21 protein-coding genes are annotated in these 21,161 nt (G+C 57.5%); 9 read left to right on the top strand and 12 right to left on the bottom strand.

The window, feature by feature from the left end; all coding sequences use genetic code 11:
- Positions 1–5 precede the first annotated feature (5 nt).
- Complete coding sequence (locus tag VJ369_RS07185; RefSeq protein WP_324091409.1) at positions 6–557, top strand: acyl-CoA thioesterase; 552 nt, start codon at positions 6–8, stop codon at positions 555–557.
- A 9-nt stretch (positions 558–566) separates the two neighbouring features.
- On the opposite strand, the gene VJ369_RS07190 is transcribed toward VJ369_RS07185, so the two are convergent.
- Together VJ369_RS07190 and VJ369_RS07195 are read right to left on the bottom strand one after the other, a co-directional pair.
- A complete protein-coding gene (locus VJ369_RS07190) occupies positions 567–1,172 on the bottom strand; it encodes a phosphoribosylanthranilate isomerase (RefSeq protein ID WP_324091410.1) in 606 nt (201 codons plus the stop codon).
- Positions 1,169–2,170, bottom strand: coding sequence for an acyl-CoA thioesterase (locus VJ369_RS07195; RefSeq protein WP_324091411.1), 1,002 nt, complete (start codon positions 2,168–2,170; stop codon positions 1,169–1,171). The genes VJ369_RS07190 and VJ369_RS07195 overlap by 4 nt, the downstream gene beginning before the upstream one ends.
- Before the next feature lie 71 nt (positions 2,171–2,241).
- Between VJ369_RS07195 and VJ369_RS07200 the strand changes: the two genes are divergently transcribed.
- Genes VJ369_RS07200 through VJ369_RS07210 form a run of 3 tightly spaced genes read left to right on the top strand, consistent with a single transcriptional unit; the run spans position 2,242 to position 7,534 of the window.
- Positions 2,242–3,975 carry an ABC transporter ATP-binding protein/permease gene (locus VJ369_RS07200; protein ID WP_324091412.1) on the top strand — a complete coding sequence of 578 codons (1,734 nt, stop codon included), beginning with the start codon at positions 2,242–2,244 and terminating at the stop codon, positions 3,973–3,975.
- Complete coding sequence (locus VJ369_RS07205; RefSeq protein WP_324091413.1) at positions 3,972–5,738, top strand: ABC transporter ATP-binding protein; 1,767 nt, start codon at positions 3,972–3,974, stop codon at positions 5,736–5,738. The genes VJ369_RS07200 and VJ369_RS07205 overlap by 4 nt, the downstream gene beginning before the upstream one ends.
- A gap of 32 nt (positions 5,739–5,770) precedes the next feature.
- The gene (locus tag VJ369_RS07210) at positions 5,771–7,534 is read left to right on the top strand and encodes an FMN-binding glutamate synthase family protein (protein ID WP_324091414.1); all 1,764 of its coding nucleotides are present in this window, start codon (positions 5,771–5,773) and stop codon (positions 7,532–7,534) included.
- 9 nt (positions 7,535–7,543) lie between these two features.
- Here the strand turns inward: VJ369_RS07210 and VJ369_RS07215 are convergent, their stop codons facing one another.
- The 4 genes from VJ369_RS07215 to VJ369_RS07230 all read right to left on the bottom strand — a co-directional run bounded on the left by VJ369_RS07215 (position 7,544) and on the right by VJ369_RS07230 (position 10,401).
- Positions 7,544–8,572, bottom strand: coding sequence for an enoyl-CoA hydratase/isomerase family protein (locus VJ369_RS07215; protein ID WP_324091415.1), 1,029 nt, complete (start codon positions 8,570–8,572; stop codon positions 7,544–7,546).
- Positions 8,573–8,614: 42 nt separating this feature from the next.
- Positions 8,615–9,520: a LysR family transcriptional regulator gene (locus VJ369_RS07220; RefSeq protein WP_105676013.1), complete on the bottom strand. Its 906-nt coding sequence runs from the start codon at positions 9,518–9,520 to the stop codon at positions 8,615–8,617.
- A 46-nt stretch (positions 9,521–9,566) separates the two neighbouring features.
- Entirely contained in the window at positions 9,567–9,803 is a 237-nt protein-coding gene (locus VJ369_RS07225) for a hypothetical protein (RefSeq protein WP_105676011.1), read from the bottom strand.
- Positions 9,804–9,924: 121 nt separating this feature from the next.
- Complete coding sequence (locus tag VJ369_RS07230) at positions 9,925–10,401, bottom strand: Lrp/AsnC family transcriptional regulator (protein ID WP_324091416.1); 477 nt, start codon at positions 10,399–10,401, stop codon at positions 9,925–9,927.
- Positions 10,402–10,643: 242 nt separating this feature from the next.
- Here VJ369_RS07230 and VJ369_RS07235 point away from each other — a divergent pair, with 242 nt between their 5' ends.
- Positions 10,644–11,894 (top strand): MFS transporter, encoded by a 1,251-nt coding sequence (locus VJ369_RS07235; protein WP_324091417.1) that lies wholly within the window; start codon positions 10,644–10,646, stop codon positions 11,892–11,894.
- Between the two features lie 10 nt (positions 11,895–11,904).
- Positions 11,905–12,387 carry a hypothetical protein gene (locus VJ369_RS07240; RefSeq protein WP_324091418.1) on the top strand — a complete coding sequence of 161 codons (483 nt, stop codon included), beginning with the start codon at positions 11,905–11,907 and terminating at the stop codon, positions 12,385–12,387.
- Here VJ369_RS07240 and VJ369_RS07245 read toward each other — a convergent pair.
- The 3 genes from VJ369_RS07245 to VJ369_RS07255 form a co-directional block, all read right to left on the bottom strand.
- The gene (locus VJ369_RS07245; protein WP_324091419.1) at positions 12,374–13,366 is read right to left on the bottom strand and encodes an LLM class flavin-dependent oxidoreductase; all 993 of its coding nucleotides are present in this window, start codon (positions 13,364–13,366) and stop codon (positions 12,374–12,376) included. The genes VJ369_RS07240 and VJ369_RS07245 overlap by 14 nt on opposite strands.
- A 129-nt stretch (positions 13,367–13,495) precedes the next feature.
- A complete protein-coding gene (locus tag VJ369_RS07250) occupies positions 13,496–13,699 on the bottom strand; it encodes a cold-shock protein (protein ID WP_096255687.1) in 204 nt (67 codons plus the stop codon).
- A 289-nt stretch (positions 13,700–13,988) separates the two neighbouring features.
- The gene (locus VJ369_RS07255) at positions 13,989–15,506 is read right to left on the bottom strand and encodes an MFS transporter (RefSeq protein ID WP_324091420.1); all 1,518 of its coding nucleotides are present in this window, start codon (positions 15,504–15,506) and stop codon (positions 13,989–13,991) included.
- Positions 15,507–15,635: 129 nt separating this feature from the next.
- Between VJ369_RS07255 and VJ369_RS07260 the strand changes: the two genes are divergently transcribed.
- Both VJ369_RS07260 and VJ369_RS07265 read left to right on the top strand, forming a co-directional pair.
- Positions 15,636–16,178: a TetR/AcrR family transcriptional regulator gene (locus VJ369_RS07260; RefSeq protein ID WP_324091421.1), complete on the top strand. Its 543-nt coding sequence runs from the start codon at positions 15,636–15,638 to the stop codon at positions 16,176–16,178.
- Between the two features lie 31 nt (positions 16,179–16,209).
- Complete coding sequence (locus VJ369_RS07265) at positions 16,210–17,463, top strand: CynX/NimT family MFS transporter (protein ID WP_324091422.1); 1,254 nt, start codon at positions 16,210–16,212, stop codon at positions 17,461–17,463.
- Positions 17,464–17,469: 6 nt separating this feature from the next.
- Here VJ369_RS07265 and VJ369_RS07270 read toward each other — a convergent pair whose 3' ends face one another.
- The gene (locus VJ369_RS07270; RefSeq protein WP_324091423.1) at positions 17,470–18,126 is read right to left on the bottom strand and encodes a trimeric intracellular cation channel family protein; all 657 of its coding nucleotides are present in this window, start codon (positions 18,124–18,126) and stop codon (positions 17,470–17,472) included.
- Positions 18,127–18,181: 55 nt separating this feature from the next.
- Complete coding sequence (locus VJ369_RS07275; RefSeq protein ID WP_324091424.1) at positions 18,182–18,727, bottom strand: DUF1697 domain-containing protein; 546 nt, start codon at positions 18,725–18,727, stop codon at positions 18,182–18,184.
- A gap of 75 nt (positions 18,728–18,802) precedes the next feature.
- Here VJ369_RS07275 and VJ369_RS07280 point away from each other — a divergent pair, with 75 nt between their 5' ends.
- Positions 18,803–20,755 carry a S9 family peptidase gene (locus VJ369_RS07280; protein ID WP_324091425.1) on the top strand — a complete coding sequence of 651 codons (1,953 nt, stop codon included), beginning with the start codon at positions 18,803–18,805 and terminating at the stop codon, positions 20,753–20,755.
- Here the strand turns inward: VJ369_RS07280 and VJ369_RS07285 are convergent.
- Complete coding sequence (locus VJ369_RS07285) at positions 20,752–21,147, bottom strand: RNA-binding S4 domain-containing protein (RefSeq protein ID WP_324091426.1); 396 nt, start codon at positions 21,145–21,147, stop codon at positions 20,752–20,754. The two genes, VJ369_RS07280 and VJ369_RS07285, sit on opposite strands and share 4 nt — an antisense overlap.
- Positions 21,148–21,161: the final 14 nt, after the last annotated feature.

A 21,161-nucleotide genomic window follows, 5' to 3' on the forward strand; every position in this document is an offset into this window, starting at 1 on the left:
ATGGCATGCACATGATTTTTCGCATCCTGATGATGCTAGTCCGAAGCAAGAAAGCTTCCAAGATCTCCATGCTCGATTCCGGGTCGGTGCCGATGCGCGCCACGTTCACGGATATCGACTTCGCCGGTCATATTAATAACGGAATGTACTTCTCAATCTTTGATCTGGGCCGCTTCGATCTGATGTTCCGCTCCGGAGCCTGGGACGTACTTCGAAAAAATAAGTGGACCCCGGTGGTGCAAGCCGAAACTATGACCTTTAGAAAATCGGTGAAATTGGGCGTGAAGTTCACCCAGGAGACTCGGGTGTTGGGCATGGACGAGCGTTGCATCTACTTTGAACAGCACATCGTAGTCAACGGCGAGATTTACGCCCGCGGATACATCGCCACACGAATGACCGGCAAAAAAGGGCCGGTATCGAACGAGGAAATCCTCGCCGCTCTGGGAACCACCCTGCCCGAAGACCGGGTGCTGCCCGAATGGATCACCGCATGGCGTGAAGCAAGCGCTTTGCCTGGAGCCCGCAAACCGGCACCGTTCTCCCTCATCCGTTAGGGCTAAAGACTACTGGTGGGCGGCCTTCAAAAACGCGGTGATCAGTGCCGGATCTTTCACTCCGCGCGAGGACTCCACCCCGGAGGAAACATCCGCGCCGCTGGCGCCAGACTCGGCGAGCGCCGCGGCGACGTTTGCTACGCTGAGCCCGCCGGCCACTAACCAGTTGCGGCCGGCGGCAAGGGTGCGTACCTTGGCGTAGTCCCAGCTTTCGCCGCTGCCGGGCACCGCGGCGTCAATCAGTAAAAAGTCTTCACCCCAGTACTCAAATTGCTCTGCTGGCGCATCCATGCGGACCGCGCGGATGACCCTGAACCCTGCTTCGAGTACCGCGGCTACCTCCGCTGGGGTGCGCGTGCCGTGCAGCTGGATCCAGCCAACGCCTGCTTCGCGAGCCCGGGTGATTGCGGTTGCGGTGTCTTCGCTGCGGAATACCGCTACGGTGGCGACACCTTCGGGTACTAATGCGGTCAGGGTGGCAGCCTGCGCGGGGGTAATTTCACGCGCCGAGGTGGTCAACACAAAACCGAGTGCGTCGGCTCCACCGGCTACTGCCACGGTGACATCTTCGGCGGTAGCTAATCCGCAGATCTTGACAAAGGCGTGGGTGTTCATCGGGAGACCTTCGCGGTGGGGTGTTCATGGCTCAGGTGGGTGGGGGTGTACCCGCCCGGGGCGTTGGCACGGATTTCAAGTAGTTCACGGGCGTGATGCCAGAGCCGGGAGTCTTCCTCGCTGACCGGTTCCCATGCCTTCACCGGTACAGCGGTGCCGGATTCGTCGCGGGCCACCATCACCGTCAAACAGTAGGTAGTCAGCTCCAACTGATTTGTTTTTGGGTCCCCGGAGCGCACATGCACCGCGATGTGCATGCCCTTGGTTCCGGTGTAGACCAGCCGGGCTTCAACCTCGACCAGGTCTCCAATGTGCAGCGGACGGTAAAAGCGCACCCCGCCGGAGAAGACCGCGACGGTGTCCAACCCGCTGTAGCGGCTGGCGCACAAATCCGCTGCCTCGTCGATCCATTTCATCACGATGCCGCCGTGTACCTTGCCGCCCCAGTTCACATCCGTGGGGGCTGCCATGAAGCGCAGTATGACTCTTTCGGCGGTGCCCGCATCGGTGTATGACTGGTTGTTCATCGAAGCGACGATGCGCTCACGAATATCAATGCGCGCCAAGGCATGCTCACGTAATTCAAGTTCACGTGCGGTGCCCGGGGTAAAGGACGGTACGGGTGTGGGTTTCCCCTGCTCGTCTACCGCTACGAAGATCACCAAGCAGGTGGAGGAGGTGACAGGTTTCAGCTCGCGCGGATCCGAGAAGGAGACCTCGGTACGGATATGCATGGAGCTGCGCCCGGTGTACACCACCGAGGCAGTTACCTCCACCAGATCCCCGGAGTGAATCGGGTCAGCGAAGTGGATGTTACCGACGTAGGCGGTCACACAGTAATTTGCGGACCAGCCCACCGCGGCGGCGTAGGCCGCCTTATCTACCCATTCCAGCACGGTTCCGGCAGCCACGGTCCCGGTGATTCCGGCATCTGTGGGTGCTGCGAGGAAACGCAAGGTGACAGAATGCGGGTGCTTAGCCGTTGGCGGAGTAGTCATTTAGCTAGTTTCCCCTCTCCGGGCGGTGGTTGCCAACCTATGACGCGTGGCTTTCGTCCTAGGATGGAGGGGTGCGTAGGGTCTTTGGAATTTTTTCGGCATCCACCGCGGCGGTGGTCTGCCTGGGGTTACTCTCGGCCGTTGGCACCGTGGGACTGACGGTGCTCATTGGCCGCGCCATCGACTTGTTTCACAACGGGGAGCAATTAGACCTCGGCTGGTACCTGGCCGCGGTCCATGAATTGTTATTAGTAGCGCTGGCCACGTTATTGACTCCGGTGCTCATCGCACGGTCCGCACGTAAGCTCACAGTTTTAGAACGTCACCGCTTGGTTCGCCACTACATGGATATTGGACCGCTGGCGGTACGCCGCTTAGGGGAGGGTGAACTGGTAGATGCCGCAATGGACGCGGTAGACCGGTCGGTACGATTCCGTACCGGGTTCATTGGCCCCGCGATCTGCGCGGTAGCCACCCCGGTGCTGGTGCTCATTTCTATTATGTTGTTCATTGACCCGCTCAGCGCCGGACTGCTGTTGATTCCCACCGTACTGGTGCCGCCGATTGTCCTTGGATTTCAGAAGCTGTTCCGTGGTTCGTCCGGAGAATACCGCCGGGCCCAAGGAATACTTTCGGCGACTTTTGTCGATGCCCTACGTTCATTGAATATGCTCAAACTCAACGGCGGCGCCGCTTGGATGGGGCAGCGTATTGGTGTGGCCAGTGAAAAAGTACGCTTGCAGGTGATGAAGCTACTAGCCCGAAACCAGCTGGTGCTACTGGTCATCGACGCGAGTTTCGCGGTGCTTCTGCTGGCTACAGCGGCACTGTTGGCCTGGTGGCGAGTCGGTGCGCAGGCGATCACCGCTGGGGAGGGAGTCTCGCTGATTCTGCTCAGCTTCCTGATGCTGGCCCCGGTCAACTACGTGGGCAGCTTCTTCTATATCGGGATGACCGGTCGCGCGGCGGAAGAAAAAATCGAGTCAGTCATGCAAACCCCGTGGCACCGCTCCTCGGCTAACCCGCTGAGCGTCAACCTGCGCGAGGACACCCTCCAGCTAGAAGATCTGGGTGCCGGGTATGAAGGCTATCCCGAAGCGCTGCATCAATTAAACTTTAGTTTCCCACCCGGTTCGAAGACCGCGGTCATTGGTGCCTCGGGTAGCGGCAAAACCACGTTACTGCGAGTACTGCAAGGACAGTTGGAGACTAGCGCAGGAATTATCCACGAAGGCCATCAAGCACTCGGCCCCGCCACCTTGCGCTCTAATACTGCAGTAGTTGAACAAGGTGCGACACTCTTTGGGCTAAGTGTGCGGGACAACCTGCTCTTCGCGCATCAACAGGCGAAAGACAAGAAGCTGATTGAACTTATCGAACGCGTCGGACTGTCGGATTGGTTTGGGCGGTTGCCTGCGGGGCTGGACACGGTACTCGGCGAGGGCGGGGCCACACTATCCGGAGGCCAGGCACAACGTTTGGCTATTGCACGGGCCTTGCTGGCTGAACGTCCGATCCTCTTATTGGATGAACCGACTAGTTCGTTGGACGTTAAAACCGAGGAGCAGGTGCTGGCCACCTTGCGCGAGGTAGCAGCGGATCTGACGGTTATTACCGTCACCCACCGGTTGGGCTTACTCGCCGATTATGATCAGGTGCTGGTCTTAGATCAGGGACGGATTGTGCAGGCCGGGGCGCGCACCGAACTGTTAGAGCGCGAGGGCTATTTGAAACGGGCCATGGAGAATTTCACCGACCGTGTGCACTCACTTGGCGGACGGCAAGGACCGGGGGAGCAACCATGAGCAAGCCGCAAACTCTTCCTGGCTCCTTAGCCAGTTCCCGCTGGCTGATCTCCCACACCCTGGACCTGCTGCCACCGTTGGCGCTCGCCAGCCTGCTCGCCTGTCTTAATCGCTTGGTCGGCTTGGGTATTTACCTGCTCGCCGGTATGGGACTGGTCCAAGTGATTGGCCTTGAACTTCCCGGGCAGCTCCCCCGAATACATTTTGGGCTTCTTATTGTGGCCATCATCTTTGCCGGACTGCTCAAAGGCGGGCTACGCTACGCGGAACAATATGTTGGGCATAAGGTCGCCTTCCTGGCGCTGTCCCGGCTGCGTTCAACGATGTATGAGGCCTTTGCAAAGCAGGCACCCTTCACCGCGGCTACTAAGAGTTCTGGATCGCTGCTGGCCAAAGCCACCCGCGATATCGACAAGGTAGAGGTGTTCTTCGCTCATACCCTGCCACCTATGGTGGCAGCAGTGGTGGTTAGTGCCACGGTGAGTTGGTGGACCTACCTCAACTTCGGCAGCACCCCAGCGCTTATCCTGCTGGGCGGGTATGTGATCGTTGGACTTCTCCTTCCAATGATCGGAGTGCCGGCCTTGCGAAGCGCCGCCAGTTCAGCGGCCGCCTCACGTGGCAAACAAAACCAGCTTGTGCTGGAATCACTGGCAGGCATCGAGGTGCTTCACGCCTTCGGTGCCGGGGAGCAGATGCTTAAACGACTGGGCACCACCGCTAGCGCCGACGCGGCGCAGGGCAAGCGTGCAGGCTGGGTCACCGGACTACGTGCGGCACTGAGCCAAATAGTCATTTGGGGCAGTGCCTTGATACTGGTGCTCGTATCCGAAGCCTCGTTGTCAGCCACCATCATCTTAGTGGTCATCGCGGTGCCCTCCTTTGATTCTGTGCGCGCGGTTGACGGCTTTGTTCTCGGACTTCAAGATTCCCTGGCTAGCGCTCGCCGATTGTTCGCGACAGCAAGCGCCCCACCGGTGGTGGCCGAGCAACCGGGCGCCGTGGCACTGCCGCATACCGGAACACTGAACGTGCAAAACCTGAACGTGTCACACGGGCAACGTCAGGTCGTGACGGACGTTGATTTCAGCATTTCGCCGGGCGAGCTGCTGACAGTTGTCGGAGCCTCGGGCTCGGGGAAGTCCTCGATTGCCGCAGCTTTGGTCCGCGCACTTAAAAGTGACGGAACGTTGAGTCTGGGCGAGGTATCGCTGGACACGGTTCCGCTAGCGGAACTTCGCTCACGTATTGTCCTGGTCGCCCAGGAAGCGGTGATGGTCCGCGGCAGTATCCGTGAAAATCTTGTTTTGGGGGCCGTAGGGATTACCGATGAAGAACTGCGCTCGGTCATCAACGAACTAGGTTTGGGCCCATGGCTCAGAGCCCAACGCGATGGGCTGGACACCCGGCTAGCGGATCGTTCTACCAGTCTGTCCGGGGGACAACGTCAACGTTTAGCTTTGGTACGCGCGCTGGTGCGCCACCCGGCCATATTGATCATGGACGAATCGACCAGCGCATTGGATGCGGACAGCGAGCAACTGGTGCTCAAGGCCATTAATGAGCGGCGCGGATACGGGATGGGTGTGCTCTTGATCAGCCACCGGTTAGCCGCCGTCCGCGAGGCCAGCGCGGTGATGGTGCTCGCTGCGGGAACAATTGTCGAGGCCGGGACGCCTCAGTCGCTACTTGCCAATACCAGCGGGGTGTTCTATTCAATGGTGGTGCGAGAAAACGATTGGATTACTGCCGAGTCACCCTGACAGCTTTCCATACACGTACTAGTGTCGGGTACATGATGCGAATAGTCGTGATTCTGTTTTTGTTCGTGCTGGCGGCCGGGTTTGTGCTCACCGCGCTCCTTGCAGGGACATCGGGCAACTGGGTGTGGTGGATCCTGGTGGTGCTGACCGCGGCGCTATTGGCGGTGGGAATCCGAGACGTTACGCAGAAAAGACACTCGATCCTGCGCAACTTCCCAATCCTGGGTCACGCAAGGTATCTCTTTGAATTCATCCGCCCCGAAATTCAGCAGTACTTCATTGAACGCAATACCGACGGCGCGCCCTTCAACAGAGATACCCGTTCGATGATCTACGCCCGCGCTAAGGGCGTGGACAGCCACAAGGCTTTTGGCACCGAACTTCAGGTTAATGAGGTTGGCCACGAATACCTGCTGCACTCCAGCGCACCGGTGGCCCCAGCGACCGAACAGCATAAGATCAGCATCGGCTCCAGCCAGTGCACCCAGCCCTATGAGATCTCCTTGCTCAATATCTCCTCCATGAGTTTCGGAGCATTGTCCGCAAACGCCGTACGTTCCATGAATAAGGGAGCGGCGATGGGCGAATTTGTCCATGAGACCGGTGAAGGTGGATTGACCAAGTACCATCTGGAATTCGGGGCAGATCTTTTCTGGGAAATTGGCTCGGGCTACTTCGGGTGTCGTACCCCCGAGGGACGTTTTGACCCAGAATCCTTCGCACATAAAGCAAACCTTCCACAGGTCAAAGGCATCACCATCAAGATGTCCCAGGGCGCAAAACCCGGACTGGGCGGCGTGCTGCCGGCCGCGAAGGTCACCGAAGAAATTGCCGAGGCCAGACAGGTTCCCATGGGGGAGGACTGCATCTCTCCGGCAAGCCACCCAGAATTCTCCACTCCCCGGGAACTGATGGCCTTTGTTGCGCAGCTGCGTGAACTGGCTCAGGGCAAGCCGGTGGGAATCAAATTCTGTGTCGGCTCACGCACCGATGTGATGGCCATCTGTAAAGGCATGATCGAAACAGGCGTGCTCGTTGACTTCATCACCGTTGATGGCGCCGAAGGCGGTACCGGTGCTGCCCCGCTGGAATACGAAGATCATGTGGGCACCCCATTGACCGAGGGGTTGCTGCTGGTACACAACGTCTTGATGGGCGCAGGGCTACGCGACGAAATCCGGATAGCGGCTGCCGGCAAGGTGGCTAACGGCTCGGATATCGTCAAACGACTGATCCAAGGTGCAGACTTCACCTTTGCAGCGCGTTCCATGATGATGGCGACCGGCTGCATTCAAGCGCAAAAATGCCACACGAATCATTGCCCGGTCGGTGTGGCCACGCAGAGCAAGCGCCTGCAACGCGCCATCGATGTGGAAGATAAAGGCCACCGTGTCTACAACTACCACCGGTTGACTGTCACCGAAGCCGGACAGATCATGGCCTCCATGGGCCTGGAAAGCCCGGATCAGCTGAACACTCGGATGCTGCGCCGTCGGGTGAACTTGCAGTCCACACTTTCCTACGCCTCGCTGTTCCACTGGCTGAAGCCCGGAGAGCTATTGCACGATGCTCCGCCGTCGTGGAAAGAAGACTGGGAAGAGGCAGACGCAGACCACTTCGGGGAGCATGTTGCAGTGGCCTATGGCCGGCCGAGAAATGTTGCGTTGAAGCACCACAATCGGGCCAGTGCAGAGCACGACGAGACGAAAGCGCCGCGTATTGACGCGACGAATTCCTTGAAAGTTGTGCCACTTCCACACGACGTCACAAGGCCCGAAGGCAAACCAGGAGTCTAAGACCGTCGGTTAGCCGTCCAATAATGCCAGCAGCTCGGCCTCGTTCACCGCGGCCGGGCTGTTTGGTTTCCACTGCGGGTTGCGGTCCTTGTCGATGATCTGCGCACGGATTCCCTCGGCAAGATCCGGCAGATGCATCAGGTAATCAGCCAGCCGCAGTTCGCGGTCTAACGCGCTGCGAAGGTTTTGCTCCGCGCGGGCTGCACGCACACTATGGAACGCGGCGGCCACACTGGTCGGTGAATTGCCCGCGATGCTGGCGGCGGCCTTGCGGGCCGCTGGGTGCACCATCTCGGTCAGCCGCTCCAAAACTTCAGCCAGCGTGGGGGCTCCAAAAGCGTAGTCGACCCAGCCTTGTTCAAGTTCGAGCTTGTGCGATTCGGGAACCGAATGCAGCACCTCGATGGCTGAGGCAATATCTGCGGAGCCCAGCCCCACGAGGTCATCGAGTTCGTCAAAGATGGATTCGGCGAACTCGGTGGAGATGACCGCGTCGGCGAAACCCAGGAAAACCGCATCCTCACCGCTAAACGAGGCGGCAGTCATGGCGAAGTATTCGCCAAAATGACCCGGGGCGCTAGCGAGCAGATGAGTTCCGCCAACATCCGGGGTGTACCCGATACGCGCCTCGGGCATGCCCATGGTGGCCTGTGCGGTCACTAGACGGACCGGTGCATGGCTTGCCAGGCCAATGCCCCCACCCATGGTGATCCCGTGCGCCACGGTGATCAACGGTTTGGGATAGACCGAGATCAGGTGGTCGGTGTCGAACTCTAGGGAAAGCAGCGCCAAAAAGTCTTCATGAGCACCGGTGGTGAGCGCCGTATGGAAGTTTGCGATATCGCCGCCGGCGCAGAATCCACGCTCGCCGTTACCGGTGAGCAAGACCAACTCGATTTTGGGATCTTCGGCCCAGAGATGCAAGACCCGGTGAAGTTCTTGCAGCATCTGCAGGTTCAGGGCATTAATTTTCGCTGGACGGTTCAGCTGCAGATGCCCTACCGGTCCATGCACTTTTGCGATGACAAGTTCTTCCAAGATCGCCCTTTCCTAAACAGCCGGCAGTGATCGCTTTCTACCCTAGTCGGAAAGGATCTGCGTGAGCCGGTCCAAAACGAGGGCGACTTTAGGCTTCTTCGAATTCTCTGGCTTCAGCGCAAAAATAGAGCGCGCCAACCTAATTTCCGGAGCATCGACAATGCGCAGACCTTCGGGAGCCTGAGTCATCGCCAGGTCTGGGACCAGCGCGGCGCCCAGACCCGAGGAAACTAAACTCAGCGAGGCGTTAAAGTCATCGCAATACGCAGCTACCTGCGGGTGAATATTGTATGAGGCAAAGAGCCTGGAAATCAGTGTGGCGTCGGAAGTGCCAGGGTGGTGGAAAATCCACGGCCATTCGGCCAACTGGTCCACGGTAAGCTGCGCGTCATCGGCGATAGGCCACGAGGCCGGAATGACCACACGGAACTGATCATCGCCAAGCCATGCGCGCTCCAAGGAGGCGGGCCAGCTAAGCCCTCCGGGGCCCACCTGGAAAATCAGTGCGAGATCAAGATCCCCGCCATTGCCAAGTCCGGCGACGGTCTGCTGGGGCTCACCGATCCACAGACGCAGGTTAATTCCCAGCGCGTTCCAGTCCTCGGAGGTCAGTAACTTCGGCAGGGCGTAAGTGGCCAGCGAGGGGAAGATCCCAAGCTTGATTTCCTCACGCTCGCTGGAGTCCGTGGAGATGGTGGCAACGTCTGCCATCAGCGCGTCGAGGTCCGTCAACACCCGCTTGGCATGGCGGACCATGCGCATCGCACCGGGAGTAGGCGTAATTGAACGGGCACCGCGTAAGAACAATGTTGTTCCGGTGCTGCGTTCTAGGGCTGTCATTTGCTGGGAGACGGCGCTGGCGGTATAGCCCAGCCGGGTTGCGGCCGTGGCAAAGGAACGATGCGCCACCACTTCGAGCAGGGTACGCAGATGGACTGGATTGATCACTTCTAAATTCTAAACGCAGAAGCCTAAGGGATGCTTAGTCAGTGAGCTAGTCCTCATCTTCGTCGTCGTTGGACTCCTCGGTGAATTCATTATCCAGCTGTGATTCGGTTTCCAGATCGTCATCAAGCAGGTAGCTGCGAGTCGCGAGCGGATCGATGTTGCGCATAGTTTCGGGAGCATCGCTGGAGCCTTCGTAGGCTTGGGAATCGCGTCCGTCATCCGGCTCGTAGATATCGTTCCCATATTCTGGATTGAAGTCGGTTGGTTCAAAATCCTTAGTCATCGCGTACTCCTCCACAAATTGCGAGGGACCCGACGAGAGTCGGGGTTATCCCTCGTGACATCTCGTAATCACAGCCTAGGCCGGTAACCGTTTCAAGGAAAGACTTGTATTTTTAGCACTTTCAGTGATTGTGTTCGGCGTAGTGCTCCAGCAGTGGAGAGGTGCGGTAAGCCAAGTGCGTGTGCAACGCGAAGGTAGTCTCCGAACGGGTTACACCCTTGATCCGCAGAATTTGCCGTAACCCCGATTGCAGCTGGTGGGTGTCGGTGGCGATGAGCCTGACCCAGACGTCGCCGCGGCCCGAGGTTTCGTGGATTTCCAGCACATTAGGGATCTGCCGCAGTGAGGTCACCACGGTATCCAGTTCGCGGTGAAGAACTTCCAAGGTGACAAAGGCCAGCACGTCATAGCCGAGTGTGGACAAATCTACATCTCTGCCGCCGGCACGCAAGATCTCTGCACGCTGGAGCCGGCGTAAACGGGATTGAGCGGTGTTTCGTGCCACCGCAACTTCGTCGGCAAGCTCTGATATCTGAATTCTGGGATCACGGATTAACGCCAGCAGAATTTTCAGATCGACGTCATCCAAACGCACCATTTGCTCACTCCTCAGACCCCTGTGGGGCAATATTTTGATTATTTTGCTCAAACTCTAACAACTTTTTAGACCCGCTGCCCCGATTTGCCGGATATTTGTGAGTGAACGGTCTAGATCAGTAGACATTTTCTTACAGATCGCTCAACTAGCCGGTGGGGTAGCGAGTAACCCCGCCGGCAAAAAACTTTCTAATGCAACAACCTGGCCAGATCCCTTGGACCACGCGCCGCTTCGGAGAAAACATGTCGGTAATCAGTGAACTACGCATGCAACCGACCCGAACCACCGTGCGCTCATGGAATCCCGGGATCAATACCCGGTTAAGCATCACGGTGCTGGTCAGTTTCACCCTGCTGGTCGGCGCAAACCTTGCCACGCCGCTGTACCCCCAGCTACAGCAGGACCTCGCACTTGGTGCCATGGGCACCACCATTGCCTTCGCCAGCTACGTCTGTTCACTGATGTTTTTCCTTTACATCGTGGGCCACTGGTCAGATCACATCGGACGCCGCGCCGCATTGGTGCTCGCCATTATCGTCTCCCTGGTGGGAACCATTAGCTTCGGTAGTGCCTCAAGCCTGTGGGAACTGTGCTTGGGCCGTGGATTGCAAGGAGCGGGCGTGGCCCTCGCCACCGGAGCCAGCGCTGCCGCCTTGCGTGAGTTGCTGCCGCATAAGCCCGAATGGGCCTCACGCTTCACATTGCTTGCCTCCTCTGGTGGTGTGGCCTTCGGTCCGGTTCTTGGCGGTGTGCTTGCGCTGCTGCCTGGCGGGCGCACCACCGTGTTTACTATCCAAGCAATACTGCTCCTAGCAACCCTGATCCCGTTGGTCGCGTTGAAGGCACGCCCGGCCATCGCAATGGCCGGACGAGGAGACCGCCATCGGGCCTTAGCACCGCGCAGATTAGGCATCCCGGCAGAGGCGCGCGCAAAATTCTGGATGGGTGCACTGGTCGGATTCTTGAGCTTTGCGGTATTTGGTTTTGCCTTGTCGCTGGCACCGGGCTACTTCGCGCAGGTCTTCGAGCTGGATTTCCTCCCGGTGATCGGACTCATCGCAGGCTTGCCCCTAGGTGTCTCGGCCCTCTCCCAGGTGGTTATCCGCGGTGGAAAACACCTACTGCCTGTCGGGTTAGTGATTCTGGCAGCCAGCACCATCGGGCTAGTGATCGCCGCCGAACATGGTTCATTGTGGTCAGCTATCGTCGCGCTGGCGCTCATTGGGCTAGGCCAGGGGATGGCTTTTAGAACCGCATTCAGCGGTGCGGTCAACGCCGTCTCAGCGTCACTGCACGCCCAGACCGTCTCCACCATTTATCTGGTGACCTACTTAGGCAGCGCACTGCCGGTGATCGCGTTGGGCTGGGCCGTGGGAGTTTATGGCCAAGAGTTAAGCATTTTAGTCTTCAGCATTCTCTGCGCATTACTGGCCCTCGTGCTGACCTGCTGGTCGGTCACGTCACTGGTCCGCGAGCGAAAAATTTCGGCGTAGCCTAGAAAGCATGAGTACCTCCCCAACTTTGGCGGCCTCACGGGCCGCTACTTGGGCGGTTGCCGCCCGAATCCTCGTTCCAGCAATATGGCTGGGAATGATTATTGGAATTTCCTTCATCGAAGCACCCTTGAAGTTCACCGCTCCGGGAATCACCATCCCCTTGGGCTTAGGGATTGGCCGGTTAGTCTTCACCGCCATGAACGCGGTAGAAATTGTGCTCTTTGTCTGCTGGCTCGCAGGAAGCTTTAAACGCCATATGGACCGTGCCTGGTGGTGGATCGTGGGAATCGCTGGATTCTTGTTGCTGCTTAAAGCGGCAGTGATCCGCCCCGGACTCTCGGTACGCACCGATGCGGTGCTCGCCGGTAATTCCGATGGCGGATCACTGTGGCACTACGCGTATATCGGCGTAGAAGGTGTACTCACCGTAACGCTGGTGATCGCGTTGGTGCTCGCGTGCAAGCGTTGGGTCAGTATTAGCCCGCGCTAACCAGCTGGCAGGCGTCCGCAGTCAGCTGGACCGACTTCAATCGATCCTCTTCATGCAACGGGCTATGCACGGTAATGAGTTCATCAGCCTGAGCATTCAGCGCAAATTCCTGCAGGTATTCGGCGACCTGTTCGCCGGTACCTATGGCGGTATAGCGCATCATATCCAAGATCTGTTCGGCCTGCGGGGTAGTCATCACCATATCGAGCTCTGCCTCGGTGAATTCCTTCTTGGCGTTTCGGCCCAAGAAGGATGACACGCGTTGGCGTTCAGCCTGTACCTTCAATTCATGAGCTTCAGCTGCACTGTCCGCAGCGATCACACCCACGCCGGCGATCACATATGGTTCGGCCAGCTGAGCCGACGGCTTGAACTGCTCGCGGTAGGTCTTTATCGCCTGATGCAGCGCCGCCGGGGCGAAGTGCGAGGCGAAGGAATATGGCAGGCCAAACTGCGCGGCGAGCTGAGCGCCAAAGAGAGATGAGCCCAAAATGTAGAGCGGAACGTTAGTTCCTGCGCCAGGGATTGCCTGCACCGTTGGCACCCGTGATTCACCGGCCAGGTAGGCCTGAAGCTCGAGCACGTCGTGCGGGAAGGAATCAGAGGCCGACGGTTCGCGGCGTAGCGCACGCAAGGTGGTCATGTCCGTACCGGGGGCACGGCCCAGACCTAGATCGATACGATCTCCGAAGATCTCGGCCAGGGTGCCAAATTGTTCGGCGATCACCAAGGGGGAATGATTCGGGAGCATCACACCACCAGAACCCAAACGAATTTTTTCGGTGTGGTGGGCTACATGGCTGATAAGCAGCGAGGTCGCGCTGGAGGCGATGGTTGGCATGTTGTGGTGTTCGGCGTACCAAACACGTTCATAACCAGCGCGTTCGGCAAGCTGCGCAAGCCGTACCGATGATTTAAAAGAGTCGGAGATGGTGCTGTTAGGAGCAACCGGGGCAAGATCAAGAATCGAAAGCTTCACACCGGGTACAACCGACCTAAGTGCGGGAGTATTCCGGGAATGGAGTTTAACGTGAAAACGTCGCCTTCCCTGATGATTCTGGGAAGGCGACGTTATCGCTCAAGTCTGTAGGCTATTCGCCGTAGAACTTTAGAGTCCGCGGATGTCCGCTGCCTGAAGACCCTTAGGGCCCTCAACTACTTCGAACTCAACCTTCTGGCCCTCTTCCAAGGAACGGAATCCCTCGGTCTGGATGGCGGAGAAGTGAGCAAAGACGTCTGGATCTCCGCTGTCTGGAGCGATGAATCCGAAGCCTTTTTCAGCGTTAAACCATTTGACGATACCGGTTGCCATTATATTCTTTGGTCCTTTCAGACGTTCCTCACCGTTCTTATCGGTGAGCTTGGTTGTAATCCACGTGAGACTTTGAAACCGAAATTTCGCCATCTAACGAAGCAGCCAAGTCATTCACTTCACGTCTAGAAGGGGTTCGCGCCAACCATGCGGATCGACATTCACAAACTTCTAAAGGGTTCTTCGCGAATTACTTTGGAACTACACTGCCTAGCCTACGTCGAGTTTCGCAACTTTTGAATATCTTTGACCTAATTAATCAAGATTTTCAAAAAGTGTCCTAATTCGTTCACCGAGTAGCGGGTTTGATGATTCGCGCCACCACGATTGCGGCGACCAGAGCTAAGACCGCAGCGATGCTCGAGGTAATGAGCACTCCATTGTCAAAAGCGTGGGCTGCGGAGGCCAAAAGGTCTTGTGCTTGGCTGGCTGGTAATCCTTGGGCAATTTGATGTGCGCCGCTCAAAGTTTCGCCAGCTAAGTGGACTTGCGTCTCGGTGAGAATCTCGGGAACTCGCAATTGAGCCGCGTACACGGTGTTCAGGATCGTTCCGAGCACTGCCACGCCGAGCACCGCGCCAACCTCATATGCGGTCTCGGAGATCGCCGAGGCGGCCCCGGACTTCGCCGCGGGCACCGCACTGAGCACCATGTCGTTAGACAGGGTCTCGGACATGCCTACACCGATGCCCAAGATGCAGAACGCCACCATAAGCCAGAAGACATCTCCAGAAGATCCTGCAAAGACCACTAGCGCGTAGGCAAGCGCGGAGAGCAGCAGACCTCCGACCATAATGCCCGGCGCGCCGAAGCGGGCGGCCAGCGGAACCGAAAGTAAACCGAAGGCCATGGTCAGCACGAGCCCGGGAGTCATCAGCAGGCCCGCCTCAAGCGGACTGTATCCGGCGATCAGCTGCAGGTGCTGGGAAACGAAGTAAATGAAGCCGACCAGGGAGAAGACTCCGATGAGGTTCACCGTCAACGCACCGGAGAACACGCCATTTGAAAAGAGCCGCACGTCAATCATCGGGTTTGTTAAGACCAATTGCCTTCGTACAAAGGTGATTCCACTGACGATTGCCAAAGACAACGCACCGACCGCAATGTAGAAAGGTTCGGTAGTGAAGGATTTCACCGCGTACACAAATGGCAGCAGCGTGAAGATCACTAAGACGATCGACCAGGGATCAACACGCCCGGGGTTTGGATCCTTGGATTCGGGCAGGAGTAAGAGTCCGCCAACGAGCAGTGGAAGAAGCATCGGGACGGCTAGCAAGAAGACCGAACCCCACCAGAAGTGTTCCAGTAAGATCCCGCCGACGATAGGACCGAGCACGGCGCCGCCGGAAAAGGCGCTCGCCCAGATGGCAATCGCGGTGCGGCGTTCTTTCGCATCAGGAAAGATGTTGCGGATCAGCGACAGCGTGGCAGGCATGAGCATGGCCCCGAAGACGCCCAGAAGTGCTCGTGCCAGCACAAGTTGGAACGCGTCGGTGGCAAAGGCGGCTAGAGCGGAGATGAGTGCAAAGCCGGTGGCGCCGATCAAAAGAACTTTTCGTCGGCCAATCCGGTCACCTAAAAACCCCATGGGTACTAGCAGTCCCGCGAGGATCAATGGATAAATATCAATGATCCACAACAGCTGCGCCCCGCTCGGGGACAAGGCAGTCGAGATAGCGGGAACTGCGAATGACAGTACGGTGTTGTCCACTGAGATTAGGAGTACTGGAAAGAGTAGTACTGCTAGAGCGGCCCAGCGGCGCGAACGACTCAGAGTCAAGGTGCGTTCGGTAATCTGTGAGCTCATGGGATTGGCCTTTAAAAATTGTGTGTTGAGTGAGGAGAAGTTGTTCCTCGTTCATAACTATACCGTCCGGTTGGTATAGTTACCATCGAATGTAAGGTTAAATCCGTCACCGTCTTACGAAGGAGTTCAATGGCTCGCCCACCAGCGGCACGCAGCAAATGCCTCGATGCCTATATTTCGCTGCTCTGTGAAGAAGGCGAACGCGCCGCAACCTTGGAAGCCACGGCAAGCCGAGCAGGAGTGTCCAAGGGGGGACTGCTTTATCACTTCGCTTCAAAGGAGGCGCTGGCCGTCGGGGTGATCGAATCAACCGAAGAGCATGTGCAGTTGGATCTGACCCGCATGAGTGAAGTCCCAGAAGGTGCGTCGGTTTATTACGTGCGGACTTCCGCAGAAGTTGATACCGAATTGGACCGGCATTTAGTGGCGGTGCAACGTCTGGCCCAGGCCGGTGTCATCAGCGCCTCGGAGATGTTAAAAGATGTGCACTCCCGGTGGTTCCAGCTGATCTTGGACGAGGTAGGTGACCAATCGATAGCTCATTTAGTGATCCTGATTGGTGAAGGACTCTATGCCCATTTAGCCACGCCGGGCTCCTGGTACCAGAGTACTTTTGATGGCCGGCTCCAAGAATTACTAGACTTAGTTCCGCAACTAAAAAAGTTGAAGTAACTCAACGAATATTCTCGCAGGGACGTGTCACATGGCCACAGATGGTGCAAATAAACGACTCAAAGGTCGTATCGGAGCGCTGCTTGGCATTCTGCTGATGGCTTTGTCGCTGCGCGCGGCGGTAGTCTCGGTGCCACCATTATTGGCCCGGATCCAACAAGACATCGAATTCACCGAATTCACCACTGGCCTGCTGGCTATGCTGGCCCCCATTTCCTTTGCAGTTTTTGGACTGCTCACTCCGCGGCTGATTCGGCTCTGGGGCCTAGAGGGAACCCTCATCGTCTCCGTGGGCTTAGCCGTGGTTGGGCAGTTGGCACGTCCATTTATGCCAAATGTTTACCCGTTCTTGGCGCTTTCCATCGTCACCCTGGCCGGTTACGGCATGGGCAACGTGGTACTTCCGCCGTTGGTCAAAAAGTACTTCCCGGACCGTATCGGCGTGGTCACCAGCGGATATGTCACGATGATTGCCATCGGCACCTGGCTGGCCCCGCAATTTTCGGTTCCTTTCGCCAATATCGGCAACTGGAAAACGTCTATTGGTTCTTGGGCGCTGCTGTCTTCCATCGTGCTGATCCCCTGGATCGTGCAGCTATTTGCTGACCGCCGTGTGCAGCGTCCCGAGACTCAACTGCCAGCGGTGGGTGGGCATGACATTGTGCGAATCAACCCCTGGAAATCCAAGGTGGCCTGGGGACTGGCGATCTTCCTTGCTGGGAACTCCGCACAGACCTACGTCTACTTCACCTGGCTTCCGCCATACCTTCACGCACAGGGGCTCAGCGAAGCCAGCAGCGGCAATATGCTGGCACTGTTCGCGATCCTGGGACTCCCGGTGAGCTTGCTGGTTCCGCTATGGGTTCCACGGTTAAAAAACCCGATCATCGCAGTGGGTGTTTTTACCGCCTGCTGGATCGTGGGCCACCTGGGAATTTACCTTTCACCAACCTCTGGAACCTGGTTCTGGGTTTCCATGGCAGGGCTCGGACAGGGAACCTTCGCAATCGCGTTGCTGATGATGAATCTGCGCTCGCGCACCACCTACGGTTCCGGGGTGCTCTCCGGTTTTGCTCAAGGTTTAGGTTATGCCGGTGCAGCGGTTGTGCCGATGCTATTTGGCATAGTCCAGCAGGCCAGCGGCTCCTGGGCAGCGGCCTTCTCGATGCTAGGTGTATGCATCGTGGTGATGTTGGTGGGTGCAATTATCATCAACCCGCCACGCACCATCGAAGATACGGCTCCGGGCGCGGAGGGCGAGGGAAGACTCGAACGCGTTCAGTAGCAACGCCTAGAAATGTCGCTGTGGCCCGTCATGCGGCGGAGCGCTCGGGCTGGGGCGATACCAATGACCGGCAGCCAGCGGAATCCGCCAGCCAAACTTCAACGAGGCCAGACGAATGGCGAAGGTGAGCGCCGCAATAGCCACCACAACCACCGGGTTGAATAGCTCTAGGCTCCAGAACACTGCGGTGAGCGTGCCGCCGAACATCGCGGCAATCGCATAGATATCGCGCGGGTTAAACAAATCTGGGGTGACGTTGGAAATCACGTCGCGTAAGAGGCCACCCCCGACTCCTGAGATGACTCCTAGCAGTACCGCGGTCACCGGGTTGAAGTTATGCTGCAGCGCCTTCATGGTGCCAGTGACACAGAACAGGGCTAACCCGGCCGCGTCAAAGACCAGCACCAAACGGTGAAGTTTCTGAATAGCCGGGGTAAAGCCGTAGACCAATAATGCGGCGAGTACCGGTGGCGCAAAATATATTGGGTGCGCAAACGTTGCGGGGGATTCGTTAAGGATCAAATCGCGAACTACGCCGCCGCCTAAGCCGGTGACGCCACCTAAGAACAACGAACCGAGGATGTCGAAACCGCGGCGCGCAGCCATCAGCGACCCAGCGACCGCAAAGAAGAAAATGCCAACGAGATCGAAGACAATGAGCATGGAAGTGGCCTTCAGCGAGTTGAAATGGAAACAGCAGAGCTAATTATGCTCGGAACTACTGCGCTCGAATAATTGTCGAAAGTTTTACTAAGGTATTCAGGTTCCGCGTGGTGATCAGGTACTTGCGGGACTGAGCGGCCACCAATTTTGCTACCGGAGTCTCTAAGCTTTGCCCTTTCGGACTCACCCAGCACAGTGCTCGGCCGCGAAGGGCCGTTTGCTGTGCCGGATCCAGCGCAGTCGCCGCAAGCTGAAGTTGCTGGGAATCCTCCTGACTGGTGCACAGGCTAAGGTATCGGTGATATTCGTGATTGGTATCCGGTAGTTGCACCGGGAAGTCCTCAGAAAGCTCATGGACCTCCTGCGCGGTGAAGACTAGACAGGGAATCGCACGAGAATAATGTTGAGCCAATAGTGCTTCGCAATGCTCACGAAGCAGTGACGCGTCATCGTGTGGAGCCTCCATGATCGCGTTGCCACTGGCGAGTACCGTTTTTACCTGGCGGTATCCGGCATCGCTGAGCAGCGAAGCAAGATCTTTCATCAGAATCTTGACCCCACCGACGTTTACTCCGCGTAAAAACAGCACAAATTTAGCCATAGCTCCATCCAAGCGCACCGTGTTATGGCTTGTCGAGGGTCGTTCTGAGCAGAATATGTGACTAGTATCTAACACATGCCTCAGCACATGCCTTATGGATCCTGGCCGTCAACTATCTCAGCCGAGCAAGTCGCGGCCGGTACTAAACCTTTGGGTGCCGCTTCCTTCTTCGGCGACAAACTCATTGTGCAAGAAGGCCTGCCTTCCGAGGGCGGTCGGATGACCCTGGTGGAGTATGACCGCCACAGCCCTGAAGCGGGACGAACCCTTATTGATGCTCCCTATAACGTGCGTTCGCGAGTGCACGAATACGGCGGCGCTAGCTGGCTGCTGTTAGCGGGGGATGTACCTGCGGTAGTCTTCGCCAACTTCAGCGATCAGCGAGTGTATCTGCAGCTGTTGGCAGACGAAACCCCGATTGCCTTGACCCCGCAGAGCATGGTCGATTCGGACCCTGCGCTGCGTTTCGCAGAATTTGTTCCCGGCCCGGCAGGGCATGTCCTGGCGATTATGGAAGATTTACGCGGTGAACCAGTCCGCCATATCGTGGAAATTCCTCTTGATGGCAGTGCTAGCGAAGATCTCGCAGCGATTCGACTGCTCAGTTCTCCCGCGCGCTTTGTTGCCGGTCCACGGTTGAGCCCTAACGGTGAGCAGTTGACTTGGATTAGCTGGGAACACCCAAATATGCCATGGGACAGCACCGAACTTCACCTCGCAGAATATTCCATGCAAGGTTTCTTGCAAGACACGGTCATTGCCGGAGGACCAGACATATCGGTACTGCAGCCCGAATGGGCTGATGATGACCGCCTGGCATTTATCTCAGACTCCTCTGGTTGGTGGAATCCTTACACCTACCAGCTCAGCTCGGGACGTACCGTCCGACTGGTTGACCGCGCTGCAGAATTTGCCGGCCCACTATGGCAGGTAGGCACCGGATGGTACCTAAGCCAAAACCCGCAGACTCTGCTCTGCTCCTATGGAACCGGAACTACTAAGCTTGCACGGGTTCACACCACCACCGGGGGACTAGAGGATCTAGATTTGCCTTTTGCCCGGGTGCGTCCGCTGGATCTTGACGGCGATTGGTTACTGGCCCGAACGTCCTCGTTGACCAATGGAGAAGAAATCTCCTTGATCAATATCGAAACTCTAGAGCACAGCTGCGTAACCCGATCCATCGAGCAGCTGCCAGACCCGCAAATGCTTCCGGAGGTCGAAGAGTTTGAGTGTGTTAATGAGGCGGGCCAGGCTGTGCACGCGCTGCTCTACAAACCTCGCCAAGTTGGCTACGCCGGGCTTGAAGGGGAACTCCCACCGTATGTAACCTTCGTTCACGGTGGACCTACCAGCCAGGCCGTGGCCACATTGAGCACCTCCATTGCCTACTACACATCACGCGGTATCGGGGTAGTGGATGTGAACTACGGTGGCTCCACCGGATACGGACGCAACTACCGTAATCGACTACGCGGGGCATGGGGTGTTGTTGACGTTGCCGATACCGTCACGGTGATCAAGGCGCTCATCAACCGGGGGCTGGCAGACCCGCAGCGGATAGGTATCGAAGGCGGAAGCGCCGGCGGATGGACCGTGCTGTGTGCGCTGACATTCTCCGACGTGTTTACCGCTGGGATCAGCCGTTATGGTGTCTCGGACTTAGTGGGACTGGTTCAAGATACCCATGACTTCGAGTCCCAGTACATGTTTTCGCTTGTCGGTCCGTATCCGGAGGCTGCTGATCTCTATGAAAAGCGGGCTCCGATCAACCATGTGGAGAAGATTTCCTGCCCGGTGTTGCTCTTGCAAGGTGACGAGGACAAGGTGGTACCGCCGGCACAATCACAAGTGGTCGCCGACGCCTTAGCAAAGCGTGGAATTCCGCATGCCTACATCCTGTTTGCTGGTGAACAGCACGGCTTCCGGCAGTCGGCCAACATCATCAAGGCCTTGGAAAGTTCATTGGCGTTCTACGCACAAATCTTCGAATTTGAGACGGATGTTCCCGCCATTACGCTGAGCTAGTCCTCGGTGTCCAACCAAGAGGAGCGCAGGCGATCCATTTCGCGGCGGTCCTTCTTGGTGGGGCGTCCGGCTCCTCTGTCCCGTATGGGAACTTGCGGGACGACTACCTTTTCACGCGGCGGAGTATGGTCCAGATAGCATTTAACCGCTACCGGGGCACCGACACGTTTGGAAATGAGCCCGGTGACTTCCAGTTCCCGGTCCCAACCGTCTTTGCGTACACGGATGCGATCTCCAGGAACAACAATTTGGGAGGCTTTGACCGGATCCCCGTTAAGCCGAACGTGTCCAGCCCGGCAGGCAGTCGTCGCGGCCGAACGCGTTTTATAGATACGCACGGCCCAAAGCCACGCATCGAGACGGACCTTACCGCGAGTGGGAATTTCGACCATGATTCAAAAGTCTA

Origin of the sequence: Glutamicibacter sp., from assembly GCF_035257265.1 — a bacterium.
GTDB lineage: Bacteria > Actinomycetota > Actinomycetes > Actinomycetales > Micrococcaceae > Glutamicibacter.

Excerpts from the sequence above, each read along its gene's own strand:
- VJ369_RS07255 (WP_324091420.1), bottom strand. The coding sequence starts at position 15,506 with ATGAGCTCACAGATTACCGAACGCACCTTGACTCTGAGTCGTTCGCGC.
- VJ369_RS07210 (WP_324091414.1), top strand. The coding sequence starts at position 5,771 with ATGATGCGAATAGTCGTGATTCTGTTTTTGTTCGTGCTGGCGGCCGGG.
- VJ369_RS07265 (WP_324091422.1), top strand. The coding sequence starts at position 16,210 with ATGGCCACAGATGGTGCAAATAAACGACTCAAAGGTCGTATCGGAGCG.
- VJ369_RS07270 (WP_324091423.1), bottom strand. The coding sequence starts at position 18,126 with ATGCTCATTGTCTTCGATCTCGTTGGCATTTTCTTCTTTGCGGTCGCT.
- VJ369_RS07260 (WP_324091421.1), top strand. The coding sequence starts at position 15,636 with ATGGCTCGCCCACCAGCGGCACGCAGCAAATGCCTCGATGCCTATATT.
- VJ369_RS07285 (WP_324091426.1), bottom strand. The coding sequence starts at position 21,147 with ATGGTCGAAATTCCCACTCGCGGTAAGGTCCGTCTCGATGCGTGGCTT.
- VJ369_RS07240 (WP_324091418.1), top strand. The coding sequence starts at position 11,905 with ATGAGTACCTCCCCAACTTTGGCGGCCTCACGGGCCGCTACTTGGGCG.
- VJ369_RS07225 (WP_105676011.1), bottom strand. The coding sequence starts at position 9,803 with ATGACTAAGGATTTTGAACCAACCGACTTCAATCCAGAATATGGGAAC.
- VJ369_RS07190 (WP_324091410.1), bottom strand. The coding sequence starts at position 1,172 with ATGAACACCCACGCCTTTGTCAAGATCTGCGGATTAGCTACCGCCGAA.
- VJ369_RS07185 (WP_324091409.1), top strand. The coding sequence starts at position 6 with ATGCACATGATTTTTCGCATCCTGATGATGCTAGTCCGAAGCAAGAAA.
- VJ369_RS07275 (WP_324091424.1), bottom strand. The coding sequence starts at position 18,727 with ATGGCTAAATTTGTGCTGTTTTTACGCGGAGTAAACGTCGGTGGGGTC.
- VJ369_RS07235 (WP_324091417.1), top strand. The coding sequence starts at position 10,644 with ATGTCGGTAATCAGTGAACTACGCATGCAACCGACCCGAACCACCGTG.
- VJ369_RS07195 (WP_324091411.1), bottom strand. The coding sequence starts at position 2,170 with ATGACTACTCCGCCAACGGCTAAGCACCCGCATTCTGTCACCTTGCGT.
- VJ369_RS07280 (WP_324091425.1), top strand. The coding sequence starts at position 18,803 with ATGCCTCAGCACATGCCTTATGGATCCTGGCCGTCAACTATCTCAGCC.
- VJ369_RS07250 (WP_096255687.1), bottom strand. The coding sequence starts at position 13,699 with ATGGCAACCGGTATCGTCAAATGGTTTAACGCTGAAAAAGGCTTCGGA.
- VJ369_RS07230 (WP_324091416.1), bottom strand. The coding sequence starts at position 10,401 with ATGGTGCGTTTGGATGACGTCGATCTGAAAATTCTGCTGGCGTTAATC.
- VJ369_RS07205 (WP_324091413.1), top strand. The coding sequence starts at position 3,972 with ATGAGCAAGCCGCAAACTCTTCCTGGCTCCTTAGCCAGTTCCCGCTGG.